Source organism: Adlercreutzia sp. (assembly GCF_056795635.1).
The window spans coordinates 32,645-45,757 of the sequence record NZ_JBQIIT010000003.1; the positions used below are offsets into that span (position 1 = coordinate 32,645).

Consider the following 13,113-nt stretch of genomic DNA (forward strand, 5'->3'; position numbering starts at 1 on the left):
ATGATACCACAGAAGGGCCGCCATGCAAGGAAAAAGTTGAGCGATTGGCGAGGCCTCCCCGCGCGATCGACGCGAAGCCGCCTCTAGCGGCCACGCTCGGCCTCGCGCTCGGCGAGATAGGCCTTCGGTACCACCTTCACCACGACGTGGCCGTCGCTCATGACATCGCCCTCGTCGTCATAGGCCGCCACATTCCAGATGAGCTTGTAGCCGGCTCGGCGCGACGGCACGCGCTCGGCCAGGGTGGCCACCCCGCGCACGGCGCCGTTCTTGCCGCTCTTCCGATGGCGCACGCACACTTCCACGCCGAAGGGCTGCTCGCTCTGCCCGTCGCAGATCATCTCGCCGCCGGCCGAGGCCACGGTTTCCAGCAGGGCAATGGTGGCGCCCCCGTGCACGAAGCCGAAGGGCTGGGTGATGGCCGGCGTGATGGGCATGACTGCCTCCACCCGCTCGTCGCTGGCCGCCGTGATGACGATGCCCAGCGTATGGTTCAGCCCCGTGGTCTCCCGCTTGCGGGCCACCTCGGCGGCCCTACCGGTCAGCGGCGTCGCCTCCATCGGGAGCCTCCTTTCCCGGAAGGCCGTTCTCGGCCGTCGAGTCCGATGCTGGAGCCGCAGCGGCCCGGGCCCGCACTTCCTCGAGGGGCACGGGCTTGCGGGTGCGGGCCTTCTCGGGCGGAGCGAAGGCCTTCATGCGCTGGATGACGAAGGCACCCACGAGGAAGGGCAACCAGAACACGATGCCGCGGTAGACCATGACCACGGCCAAGCCCGTGGCCGAATCAATGCCGAACAGGGCGAAGGCCACGGTGACTGCCGCCTCCACCACACCGACGCCCTGGGGCACGAAGGAGATCATGGCGAACAGGGTGGCCACCACGTAGCCGCAGATGAGCGCCTCGGGGTGATTGACGCCGAAGGCGAAGCCCACGAGCACGAAGCAGCTCATCTCGCAGATGCTCGACAGCGTGGTCCACAGAAACGACTGCACGGTCTTCTTCGGGTTCTTCGTGATGAGGTGCGCCGCGCTCGAGAAGTTGTGGATGGTACGGGTAACAGCCTCGTCGATGGGGGCCTTCTTGAACTTCGCGAGCACCCAATCGGCCAGCTTCACGAAGGGCCGCAGCACCTTCAGCACCAGGTTCGGCTTCAGGCCGCCCACGGTGATGACGAACACGAGGCCGCCCACGAGCACAATGGCCACCGCCCCCACGGCCAGCCAGCCCGGCTGAAGGCCCACGGTGAGGGACAGGACGCCGAAGGTGACGAGCATGATGATGACGAAGCCGGTATCGATGGACAACTGCATGAGCAGGGCCGCCGTCGTGCCCTTGCCGGCCTGCATGCCGTTCTTCGTGGCCGTGGCCATGACGAGCGAGGTGCCCGCCAGATTCATGGAGGGCGCCACGGTGTTCATGAAGAAGGTGCCGAACACGAGCGACAGACCCGTGCCGTAGCTGATGTGGCCGTTGACGGTGTTGAAGCAGGCTTGGAAGCCGCGGCCCTGGGCCAGGTACTTGCACACCTGGGCCACCACGGCCGCGCCGATGAAGAACGGCGTGCCCTGCTTGATGGTCTCGACGAGCTTCACGAGCGAATCGCCGGAAAAGAACACGAAGGCGAGCACGATGACGACCACGACGCCGATCATGATCTTCTGCAAGTTGCCACGCACGGAGCACACCTCCCTTTCGGTTCCTTCGCGCCGGCCGCCGCGCCAGCGACGGGATCGGCCTCGCCCCGGTCCCGCGCGGTACCAAGAACCGCCCGGCCATTTCGGGGCACCGACAGATTATAGCCCACCGAAGCCGTTTCGGCGGCCCGCGCCGCGACAACGAAAGCCGACGGCGCCATCCCGCGCCGCCGCCTCGGCGCCAAAAGCGGGATTGACGCCTGCGACGGGCAGCGGGGCCCTCCTCAAAGTCGGCACCTTCCTAGGAACGCGGCGGCCGGCGGCGGCTCAAGAGGGCCAGGGCCGCACCGCTCGCCACCACGACAACGCACGCGATCACCATGGGCACGCCCAAGTCGTCACCGGTCTGGGCGAAGGCCGCCGGGGCCGAGCCCCGAGCCGGCGCCCCGCCACGAGACGATGCGGTCCCGCTTCCCGCACCCTGACCGGCACCGGAGCTCGCGCCGGCCGTCCCGGAGCCCCCTTCGCCCGTGCCGCCGGCTGCGGCACCGCCGGACTGATCGGACGAACCGCCGGCATTGTCAGTCGCATCGGGGGCCCCTGCGCCAGGATGGTCGCCGTGCGGCCCATCCGCATCGGCGCCCGGGCCGCCATCGCCTCCTGGCGGGGGCTCCTCGGTTCCAGACTGGCCGGGCCGGTCACTCGCGCCTCCCTGATCGGGGTCGGCCGGGGTGTCGGTGCCGGGCTCTTCCGAGGCCTTCAGATGGTTTTCCCACACCACGGGGCTCGGCTGGGCATCCAGATCCACATCCACCCAGCGGTCGCTGTTCGCGGGCTTCTTCCGCACGTAGGTGACCGCGGCGTCCAGCGCGCCGTCGCTGCCCTCGGCCACTTCCACGGTAACAATGTAGGAGCTCTCATCGAGCACCACATCGGCCGGCGCCGAGCGGGTCGCGCCCGTCTGCTTCACGGCGTAGAAGAACCGTCCCGGCCCATCGAAGACCGCTCCGTCGATCAGGCGCACGCTCGCCCCCTCCGACCCGCTCGCCGCGGCGGCGCAGGGCACGGTGCCGCTCTCGATGATGGTGCCGTCCTCGGCCACCTCCCTCACGGAGAAGGTGAACTCGCCGGCCGAGATGGACTCGCCGTCCAGGAGCACGGCGCCATCGAAGCGATCGAGCACGGCCCCGTTGAAGATGTTGAGGAAGCCCTGCCCCGCTCCGGAGGTAGGCTTGGCCGGCCGGTCGTCGAACGTGGCGTCGCCCAGGGGCAGCACCGCGAGCACCGGGCTGCCGCCTGCGTCGGCGGTCTGGTACACGTACAGGTAGATGCGCTTCACGCTGTCGTCGTAGGTGACGCCCTGGTAGACATAGTGGCCGCGCTCGTCGCGGGTCACCCCGTCCTTGAGAGAGCCGTCAGGATTGCGCGGCACCTGCTCGGCGACGGTATAGCAGAACACGCGCCCCACGGAGCGCTCGGTGGCCGTCTGTCCGAGCAACGCGCTGTTGAAGGCAAGGGAGCCGAAGGTCACGGCGCCCCCGGCGTTATTCTGGGCCAGAGCCGAGGCGGGCATCGGCTGATCGCTCTCGGGATAGTACGTCAGATCGCCATGGGCCACGAGCTCGTACTTCTCGGCATCGGAGAGCGCGCTGGAGCGCAGCTGCCGCGGCAGATTCGACCCCGCCGGTAGGGAAGACACGCCCGCTGCCGCCAGGCGGAAGGAAAATTCCCCGGCCGCCAAGGGCCGGCCTTCCAGGTACTTCATGCCGGAAATAGTGAACGAGACGGGCTCGGGCTGGCTTCCTGCGGCCGCAGCGGTCAGGGGCATCCCCAAGCGCCCCGGCAGCCCGTCGGCTTCCTCGGCGAAGGCCACCGGAGCCGCCATCAGCCCGACAACGCTTACCATGAGAGCCGCCAAGATCCAAGCCGCTGTGCGCCGCCACCGGCTCGTCGGTTTCTCCCCGTTCCCCACCATGGCGATCACCCGCCCTTTCTCACTCAGAACGCGCGGCGATCGGAGGGCCACGCCCCCTTAGCATAGGGGCTGATTCGCACCGGGTGCCGAGGGAGCGGGCTTTGTTCGCGGCCCGTCATCCCCCCGTAAGTGGCAGGTGACCCGCATCGCAACGAGCGCGCGATGCGGGTCACCACGGTACGATGGGCGCGAAGCGGGGCCGGAGGCGACGAGGAGAAACCGGGCAGGAATTCCGAGCCTGGCCGGCTCAGCGGCGAAGAGGAGCAGGGCTTCCTAGCCGACGAATTCCATGAGGTCGCTGCGCAGCAGCCAATCGCGCTCGGCCGCCCCCGCCTCGTCGGCTCCCGTATCCAGGAAAAGGAAGCCGTAGAATCCCACGGTCTCGGGATCGAAGCGATGGTAGGACAGCACATGGGAGCAGCGGGCCAGCAGGGCATCGTGGTCGAAGGGGGCCGCCAGATCGGCCTCGGGCGCCGGGTTCAGCAGCGACATGGAGAACACGCGGCCGGGATGGGCCCCGTACCGGGCGGCCAGATCCACCTTCTCGTTTTCCAGGAACGCCTCGTAGGTGCGCAGGCCCACGCCGAAGTAGGCCACATCGGTGCCGCCGAGGCCGGCGAAGCGCAGGGGGTTGAACTCGATGGGGGCGATGACGTCGCCGTCCACCCGCAGTTCTACGTGTACGGGAATGTTGCGGGCGCCCACGATGGCGTTCACGGCCTCAAGCCACGCCAAGAAGCGCGGTCCCATCTCGTTCACGATGGCCTCGTCGGTAAGGTACATGCGGTCGGAAGTGTCCTCGGGGCCGGCGAAATCGTGGCGCAGGACGTTCAGCAGATGGGGTGCGCCCTCCTCGTCGAAATAGCAGTCCAGGGCGTATTCCACGCCGCTGATGAAGCCCTCGATGATGTACACGTCACCGCCCACCACGCTCTCCGGATAGCGCTCGTGCCACCCGTCCTCGCGCCGGGCGATGTCGGCCACGGCGTCGGCCCAGTCGTCGGGCTCCTCAATGACGTAGACCCCCATGGAGCAGAAGCCCACCGAGGGCTTCAACACCACGGGCAGGGGCAGATCGTCCACGTTCACGGCATCCAGCTCGTCGCGGGTCACCGTGGCGTAGAACAGGTTCGGATTCAGCGCGACCAGTTTCTCGCGCATGAGGGCCTTGTCCTTGAACAGCGCGATGGCCTCGGTGAGCCCGGGATTGTCCACATGGTCCATGATCCACGCCAGGGCGTTCTCGGAATTGGTGTACACCCGCTCCCCTGCCTCCAGGCGCCGCGCCGCCTCGGCGTCGTCCACCAGGTTGAGGGCGCGACCGTCCGCAAGGCTGCGGGCGAAATCGTTGGCAAGCACCGGATGCTGCGACTCTTCCATATAGTCGAGCAGGGGTGCTGAGGCGTAGGGGGCATCGATGATGATCATGGGGACTCCTTTGAAGCGAGGCCGCCGAGGCGGCCTTCCGAACGAACGCATGGACCCCATTATAGCCATCGACCCGCACCGCGCGGGACCTGCGCCCGAAAACGGGAAACGCGCCCCCTGGGAGGATGGGGGCGCGTTTCTCATAAAGGGAGGGAATGGCACGGTGGGGGCGCCGCCCGGAGGCAGCGCGAGCCAGCGTGAGGAGCCGACATTCCCGGCCGACCCCGCAAGGCCGGCCGGAGCGCTGCGGCTTACAGGCTGGCGACGTACTTGCCGGTGACGTAGCCCTGGGTGTGGGCGCGGCCCAGCGAGAGGCCCGGCATGTACATGGAGTAGTCCACGCCGCCGTAGAAGTTGCCGGCGGTGTTGCCGATGGCGAACAGACCCGGGATGGGCTCGCCGGTTTCCACGGCCAGCACCTCCATGTTCGGGCCCACGTTCACGCCGGACACGACGGCGGACACGCGCACGTGACGGTGGATGCCGTAGAAGGGCGGGGTGTCGATGGCCGTGAGCCACTTGCCCTCCTTGCCGAAATCCAGGTCCTTGCCGGCGGCGACGCACTCGTTGTAGCGCTCGACGCTCTTCACGAAGGCGGCGGTGTCGGTGATACCGAGCTTGCCGGCGAGCTCCTCCAGGGTGTCAGCCTTGAAGGTGCCGATCTGATCCTCGAAGACGCCGACCTTCTCCACGTCCTCCTCGGGCATGTAGACCTTGATGGCCTCGGGATCGAACAGCTTGCCCGGCCACTCGGCAGCGGCGGTCATGTAGTTGCTGTCGAAGATCTGGTTGTAGTCGCCCTGATCGGCCTCGCTGCGCAGGAAGTTGTTCATGAGGGACATGCCCAGCGTCTCGTCACAGAAGCGGGTGCCGTCCTGCTTCACGGCCAGGAAGGGCATGTCGGCCATGGAGCCCGGGCCGCCGTCGAAGTCGTGGAGCATCTTGGTGTGGGTGATGTCCTCGATGGCACCGCCGGCCCACACGGCCATCTTGTGGCCGTCACCGGTCTTGTTCATCTGCTTGCGGCCGAGGTTGGCCAGGTCGGGCAGATAGTAGGCCATCATGTCGTCGTCGTTCTGGTAGTCGCCGGTGGCCAGGATGACGCCTTTTGCGGCATTGAACTGCACCATGCCATCGGGACCCTCGGCGATGACGCCGGTCACGCCGGCCGCGTCGCCCACGAGCTGCTTGGCCTCGGTGTTGTAGAAGATCTCGACGCCCTGGGCGGCGGCGTAGTCGGCGAGCACCTGCATGCCGTCACCGGTGTTGTAGGGCTTCGGGCCGAAGTCGATGGACAGGTAGTCCATGGGGTAGCCGTTCACTTCCTTGATGGCGGCGGTCCACTTCATGGTGGTGTCGGAAACCTGGGCGCCCTCGGCGGTGGCCAGGTCGAGCATCCACTTGATAGCCTCGCCGGAGTTCTTGGCCCACAGCTCCACCTGCTCGCGCTTGCCGCGGTACTGGTGGTCCTTCAGCAGGCGGGACACCACGGCCTCCACGCCGGCCTCATCGGAGGTGTCCAGCAGAATGCCCGTGGCGGTGTTGCCCTGGGAGATGGCCGTGGCCTCCTTCTGGATGAGGGCCACGGTGGCGCCGGCCTCGCGGGCGGTGATGGCGGCGGGCACGCCAGCGGCGCCGGCGCCCACGATCACCACGTCGAAGTCCTTGGTGTCAGCGACGTCGGTGATGGGCTCGGGGGCGGCCAAAAAGCTCGGCAGGCCCTCGCGGGTATGGCCGGCCACCACGGTGGTGCCGGTCGTCGCCGTCTCGGTGGAGCCGGCGGCAGCACCGGCGCCCGCGCCGGCCTCATTGCCAGCCGGGGAGCAAGCGCCCAGCAGGGCGGCGGTGCCGAGGCCGGCGGCGGCCAGGCCGCTGATCTTGAACATGTCGCGACGAGTGAACTCTGCAGTCATGGGTGGTCCTTTCTCTAGACCCGTGATTCAAAACACCTCGCGGAGACTGAGCCGGCGAGGGTTTCCCTCCACGCCGAATCACGATCGACGTTGGAGGCACCCTAGCGCGTAACCTCGGGCGAGATGCGTCGACCACGCCGCCACTTCACGGGATTATTTTTATAACCCCCTTTTCTAACCCTTTAACGATCAGGTAATTTGATGAACTGTCAACAAATGATGACGGGCAGGTTCATGTATCATAACCCCATGCATAAACGGGAGGAAGCATGACCATGGCCAATCGAGATCGCCGGGACTGCGCCCCAGGGCGCCCCGACACCCCAAAAGAAGCGATGCCCATCGTTGAGGAAGCCGGCACCGAGACCGCCGAGCCGTGGCACTTCGGCCTGTCCGCGCTGCTGAAGTTCAAGCTCCCCCGCGTTCCCCTGTTCTTCCTCGGCATCGGCGTGTACCGCGCTTGGATCGAAATCGCCTTCGTCGGCTCCTTCGTCAACTTCCCCTCCCTGCCCCTGCCCACTCGAGAATGGTTCGATGCCACGGCCGCCCTCGTCATGGTTCTCTGCGTGGTGCTCGCCCGCCGCATCGGCCCCTTCTATCGCCACCGCAGCATCTTCGTGCTGTGCGGCACCACCATGGTCGTCTCCACGGCCATGCTCTTCGCCACCATCCTCGCGCCGGCCGTCGCCCCCCTCTTGGGCATGCCGGCCGCCGTGCTGGGGGGCATCGGGCTCGGCCTCATCATCCTGATTTGGAGCGAGGTCTACGGGTGCCTGAATCCGCTGCGCGTGACCTTGTACTACGCGGCCTCCATGATCGCCGGCGCCCTCATCGTCTACGTGTTCATGGGATTCCGCATGGAATGGCTCGCGGTGTTCGCGAGCATCCTGCCCCTCGTCTCCCTCATCTTCGCCCGCCGGGCCATGGACGAGGTGCCCGCCGCCGAGCGCCCGGCTCCCGCCGACGTGAAATTCAAGGCCCCGTGGAAGATATTCCTGCTCATGGCCTTATACGCCTTCGCCTATGGCATTATCGAGACGCGAGCCTATTCCGGCAGCTTCGGGCCCCATTCCTCGCCGGGCTGCCTCATCGTGGCCCTCATCATCTTTTTGGGAGTGGCCCTGCGTCGGGAGCGCTTCGATTTCAACTCCATCGTGCGCATCGCCCTTCCGCTCATGATCGTGGCCTTCTGGCTGGTGCCGGCCTTGGGCATCGAGGCCTACGCCCTCAGCGGACCGGCGGCCGTGGGCGGCTACACGGCCGTGTCGGTGCTCATCATGACGCTGTGCAGCAACATGTGCTACCGCTACGGCGTGTCGGCCATCTGGCTCTTCGGCATCGAGCGGTCGGTGCGGCTCGTGTTCATGATTCTCGGCCGCAGCGTCGCCTACGTGGGCCTGACGGCGCACCTCGGCGGCATCGACGGGGCCAGCCTGGTGTCGGGCTTCGCCGTGACCGCCGTGCTGCTGGCCACCCTGCTGCTGTTCCGCCAGAAGGAGATTACGGGCAACTGGGGCGCGAACCTGCTGACAGGTCGCGGCAAGAGCCCTGAGGAGCTGCATCGCGAGCGCATTGCGGCCCAGTGCGCCGAGGTGGCGAGCCGTTACCGCCTGACGGGCCGCGAGACCGAGATTCTGAACCTGCTGGCCCAGCGCAAGACCGTGGGCATGATCGAGCGGGAGCTGTTCATCGCCAACGGCACGGCCAAGGCCCACGTGCGCCACATCTACCAGAAGCTGGACATTCACTCGCGGGAGGAGCTGTTCGCCCTCATCGATCCCGGCGAAGTGGACCCCCTCGCGGGCAAGTAGCCTCGGCGGCCGTTCGGATCCGCTCCGCGGGTCGCTCTACTCCCCCAGACCGTACTTCGTTCGTAACCGGGCCAGTTGCCCGAGCAGCGGATTGGCTACCAGCAGCAACGTGAGGGCCGTGGCAACCCCGTGGATGACGTTGATGGGGAGGCCCGCCCCGTAGATGGCCAGCACGCTGGCCGGGGTGAGAGACGCGAGCATGAGGAAGACCGAGCTCGTGTCCAGAGTGGGCCCGAGCACCAGAACCACGAAGAGGAAGCCGGCGCCGGCAAGGCCGAGGCGCGCCCAGCCCGAAAGCGGCACGGGCAGGCGCGGCCCCACGAGGCCGAAGACGAGCCCCGCGCTGCCGAAGGCCAGCATCTGGAAGGGGGTCCACGGACCCTGACCGAAGAGGAACCCCGAGGCGAGGGCCGCCAGGGCCCCGGCCAAGAAACCTTGGCGCGGGCCTAAGGCCATGCCCGTTATCATGACGACGGCCGCCATGGGCTTGAAATGGGGCACGGCGGCAAAGGCGGCACGCGAGGCCACGGCCAGGGCCACCATGACCGCCAACAGCACGATATCCCGCGCCGTGGGACGGCGGCGCTCGAACCCCGCGAAGAAGGGCACGAGGGCCGCTCCGATGATGAGAACGCTGATCAGGCAGTATGGCTTCACGGACACTCCCCTTCCGTCGCCTGTGCAGCCACGGCCCCACAGGCGGCGATCACCTGCCCGTCGGTGACCCTGTCGGCAAAGACGTCGCGGCTCATGCGGCTCGCCGCCGTGGTGTAGAAGCGGTTGGCCCCGAAGAAGCGCCGCGGCTCGTCATCGGCGGCCACGGCCCCGCGGAAGAGCAGCACGCAGCGATCGGCCCATGCGGCGCAGAACTCCATATCGTGAGAGGCCATAACCACCGTCACCCCGCGCTCGGTCAGGGCGCAGAGCAGCTGGCCGAAGCGCTTTTTGAAGAGGACGTCGGTGCCCTTCGTCGGCTCATCGAGCAGGAGCACGGCGGGGTTGCCCAGCAGCACCTTGGCCAGGGCCGCCCGCTGCTGCTCGCCACCGGATAGATCGAGGGGATGGCGCTCCAGCAGGCCTCCGAGGCCGCACAGCTCCACGACTTCGGCCTGGCTGGCGCCGGCCGCTTTTGCTATGTCTGCCATTTCTGCCAGCTCTGCGGCCACCGTGGGCTGGGAGAACAGCAGCTGCGGATCCTGGGGCAGCAGGGCCACGCCCGGGAAGGGACCGCGGCGGGCGGAACGGCCCAGGGCCCGCACGGAGCCGCGCAGCGGACGGGCGAGACCGGCCGCCACCTTGAGCAGCGTCGTCTTCCCCGCCCCATTGCCGCCGAGCAGGGCGCAGAGGCTGCCCTGGGGCACTTCAAGGGACAGGCCCCGCAGCACGTCGTCCCCGGTGCGGTCGTAGCGGAACCACACATCGCGCAGGGTCAGCGCCGCATCGCAGCCGTGGACGCCGACCCTTCGAGAGGCCCCGATCTTGCGACCGGAACCATCGGTCGGGCAGCGCTCGGGCTCGGCAGCCGAGGGGGACGCGAAGCTGGATTCCTCGCTGCGGCCCGTCGGCTCTACGGGCACGGGGGTCGCAGATGCGCCGGTCCCGTGGCCATGCTCGGCGCACCACCGGCACAACCAGCGACGGCCCTCACGCACCGTAAGGGGCATCGGCACGGCATCTTCCTCAGGAACTTCGTCGCCCATTATCGGAAGGGAAGCGCGAGGACCAGGCGCAGCGGCAGCAGCGCGACTACCGAACTCAGCAGCGCTGGCCCCTCCAGCCTCTTTCCAAGCATCCAGTGTCCCCAGTCCCATCACCCCGCGGTAGATGCGCACGGGAGCCGGAAGAGCCGCAGCCAGGGGGCTGTCCTCAGCGACGAGACGCGCAGCCACGGCCCGGGGTTTTCCGCAGGCCGTCACCGCTCCTTCTTCGAGCACCGCCACCCGGTGGGCGTCGGCAAAGGCCTCTTCCATCCGCTGCTCCCCCATGATGACTGTGATGCCCAGCTCCTCGTTGAGCCGGCGCACAAGAGCCATGAACTCGGTCGCAGCCAAAGGATCGAGCTGGGCCGTGGGCTCGTCGAGCACGAGCACGGCGGGGTCGGCGGCCATGACGGCCGCCAGGTTCAGACGCTGGCATTGACCGCCCGACAGATCGGCGGTCGCGCGATCGAACCACCCATCGAGGCCGAAGAAACTCGCCGCCTCGGCGATACGCGCCCGGGCAAGGGCCGGATCGCACCCGAGGCTCTCCAGGCCGAAGGCCATCTCGCCGGCCACCCGGTCGGCAACGATCTGGTCGCGCGGGTTCTGCATGACGAATCCGATGCGCTGGGCCTGCTCGCGCCGGGACACCGCCTCCAGGGGACGGCCCTCGAAGAGCACGCGGCCTGTGCGGGTGCCATGGGGCGCAAGGGCGCTCTTCAGGTGCCGTAGCAGCGTGGTCTTTCCGCTGCCACTGGGGCCGACCACGAGCAGGTATTCCCCGAGTTCTACCCTCAGGGATACCTCTCGGAGAGCCGGCGCGGCGCTCCCGGGATAGGCAAATGTCAGCGCCTCGCACGCGAGAAGTGCCATCGCAACCGCTCCCTTCCCATGACGAGGGCGGGCAGAAGCAGCAGAAGCCCGTAGGCCACCAGGGATACCCCGAACAGCGGCGCGCCCGTCGGCACTGCGATCCGGGGGAAGAACGTCGCCTCCGTGACACCCAGGGCGGCACCGGCAACCACGATGGCGACAAGCGCCCCCATAAGGCCGAGAGCCACGGCGTCCCGCCAGCGGAGGGGCCAGCACGGCACCGTGGTGCGGTGTCCCGTGCCGAAGCCGCGGCTCTCCATGGCGTCGGCCGTGGCCACCCCGTGCTCGAGGGACCAGGCCGACACCGACGCAAGCACCACCGTCGCCTCCCGCACCCGGGCAATCGCGGGCACCTTCGCGCTCGACCCGCGGCCGAGCCCGATGCCAGCCCGCGCCTCGGCCACGGCGGAGGCCCGCCGGCCGAAGGTGGGCACGAGGCGCAGCACCAGAGTGAGCGTCAGCGAGACAGCCGGTGCGAAACGGCCGAACAGGTACAGGAGCTTGGCCGTGTCCATAACGCGGTTGAAGCTGGCGAACCACCAGAGCACCGCCGCCAGCAGCGCCGCCACCGTCGCACCGCAGGCGAGAGCCTCGGCAGTATAGGGGCGACCGCCGGCATAGGCGAACAGGACCGTCTGGCCCAGGGGCACGAACAGCGGGTTCGCCAAGGCGACCACAGCGGCGAGGGGCACCGTGGCCCCGATCAACCGCCCTGCCGCGCGCCCCTGAAGGAGCAGCAACGTAAGGGCGGCGGCCCCCGCGCCCACCAGGGCGAAGGGCGGGCTGAGCAAGAATACGCCCAGCCCGATGGCGCACAGGAAGAATCCCAACTCGACGATGGGATGAACGGGAATGAGAAATGCTGTCGGAGGGGTTCCCATCAGCGGGGCGAGGTAACCGGCACCCTAGGCGACGAAGAAGCTCCACTCGACGCTGTCGCCCGCAGCCAGGGTGCAACTGTCGCAGCCCTCCATGACCTGCTCGTTGTTCACCGTGAACACCCAGCCGCTCGCTTCGCCCTGCGATCCGTTGGCCACGCCGTTGATGGCGGTGACGTACTTCCCGTAGTCGCCGTCCTCGGCCTGCACGTCCCAGCCCGTGGCCTCAAGGGCGTCGAAGACGGTGGCGCCTTCAGGCAGCGACACCTCTACGGTCTCGGAGGCGGCATCGGCCCCCTCGGGCATGGCGACGGACACGGCAATCGACGCGCCTTGCTCGGCGTTATCGGAAGACGATTCGGCACCCTGCTCGGCGGCCGGGGTTGCCGCGGCATCGGCGGCGCCATCATCGGCCGCCGGCTCGGTGCCGGCACAGCCGGTCAGGGCCAGAGCGGCGACGCAGGCCAGGGCCAGCAGGGTCGCAGACAGCTTCTTCAAGGGGGACGCAACGATAGACTGGTACATGAGGCAAACCTTTCTCTCCAGGGCTCGTGCCTCTCGGCTTGGTATTCCGACTTCGTCCCGCCCGCAAGCGACCGCCCGTTGAAGCCCGCGCTTCACGGCACCGGTCGCCACCGGTTCGGGAGCCATACGGTTACTGGCATAGCGCGGGATTCCCACCCGCATTCCCCAAGGATCAGGCGCTCCCGGCGGCATCCGTACCACCCGACCGCGCCCGCGCTGCCCGCAACGCAGACAGCCCGATGAGCCATTGACCCCAGCATTATGGCATAAAAGAGCCGCTCCCGAAGGAACGGCTCAATTTCTACCAAAGGGACGGCGCGGCCCGGGACACGGGCGCGCCAGCCGAGAACGGCCGGCCAGAGGACCGCGACCGAC

The 13,113-nt window shown here is 68.0% G+C and carries 10 protein-coding genes; 1 reads left to right on the forward strand and 9 read right to left on the reverse strand.

The annotated features are described in order from the left end of the window. Nucleotides 1-83 precede the first annotated feature (83 nt). The 5 genes from ACTOXK_RS02530 to ACTOXK_RS02550 form a co-directional block, all read right to left on the reverse strand. On the reverse strand, nt 84-560 hold the full coding sequence (locus ACTOXK_RS02530; protein ID WP_482278211.1) for a PaaI family thioesterase: 477 nt from the start codon (nt 558-560) through the stop codon (nt 84-86). Next, nucleotides 535-1,686, reverse strand: coding sequence for a lysylphosphatidylglycerol synthase transmembrane domain-containing protein (locus ACTOXK_RS02535; protein ID WP_482279836.1), 1,152 nt, complete (start codon nt 1,684-1,686; stop codon nt 535-537). The genes ACTOXK_RS02530 and ACTOXK_RS02535 overlap by 26 nt, the downstream gene beginning before the upstream one ends. A 250-nt stretch (nt 1,687-1,936) precedes the next feature. Beyond that, complete coding sequence (locus ACTOXK_RS02540; RefSeq protein ID WP_482278220.1) at nt 1,937-3,610, reverse strand: Spy0128 family protein; 1,674 nt, start codon at nt 3,608-3,610, stop codon at nt 1,937-1,939. 273 nt (nt 3,611-3,883) lie between these two features. Beyond that, nucleotides 3,884-5,038, reverse strand: a complete 1,155-nt coding sequence (locus tag ACTOXK_RS02545) for an ATP-grasp domain-containing protein (protein WP_482278209.1) — start codon at nt 5,036-5,038, stop codon at nt 3,884-3,886. 251 nt (nt 5,039-5,289) lie between these two features. Beyond that, nucleotides 5,290-6,951, reverse strand: a complete 1,662-nt coding sequence (locus tag ACTOXK_RS02550) for an FAD-binding protein (protein ID WP_482278208.1) — start codon at nt 6,949-6,951, stop codon at nt 5,290-5,292. Nucleotides 6,952-7,286: 335 nt separating this feature from the next. Between ACTOXK_RS02550 and ACTOXK_RS02555 the strand changes: the two genes are divergently transcribed. Beyond that, on the forward strand, nt 7,287-8,762 hold the full coding sequence (locus tag ACTOXK_RS02555) for a response regulator transcription factor (RefSeq protein WP_482279455.1): 1,476 nt from the start codon (nt 7,287-7,289) through the stop codon (nt 8,760-8,762). A 36-nt stretch (nt 8,763-8,798) separates the two neighbouring features. On the opposite strand, the gene ACTOXK_RS02560 is transcribed toward ACTOXK_RS02555, so the two are convergent. The 4 genes from ACTOXK_RS02560 to ACTOXK_RS02575 are packed head-to-tail and all read right to left on the reverse strand — an operon-like array spanning nt 8,799 to nt 12,738. After that, nucleotides 8,799-9,425 carry an ECF transporter S component gene (locus tag ACTOXK_RS02560; protein ID WP_482278206.1) on the reverse strand — a complete coding sequence of 209 codons (627 nt, stop codon included), beginning with the start codon at nt 9,423-9,425 and terminating at the stop codon, nt 8,799-8,801. Then, nucleotides 9,416-11,335, reverse strand: coding sequence for an ABC transporter ATP-binding protein (locus ACTOXK_RS02565; RefSeq protein WP_482278205.1), 1,920 nt, complete (start codon nt 11,333-11,335; stop codon nt 9,416-9,418). Before ACTOXK_RS02565 ends, ACTOXK_RS02560 begins: the two co-directional genes overlap by 10 nt. After that, entirely contained in the window at nt 11,308-12,216 is a 909-nt protein-coding gene (locus ACTOXK_RS02570) for an energy-coupling factor transporter transmembrane component T family protein (RefSeq protein ID WP_482278204.1), read from the reverse strand. Before ACTOXK_RS02570 ends, ACTOXK_RS02565 begins: the two co-directional genes overlap by 28 nt. Nucleotides 12,217-12,240: 24 nt before the next feature. Next, on the reverse strand, nt 12,241-12,738 hold the full coding sequence (locus tag ACTOXK_RS02575) for a DUF4430 domain-containing protein (RefSeq protein ID WP_482278203.1): 498 nt from the start codon (nt 12,736-12,738) through the stop codon (nt 12,241-12,243). Between the last annotated feature and the right edge of the window lie 375 nt (nt 12,739-13,113).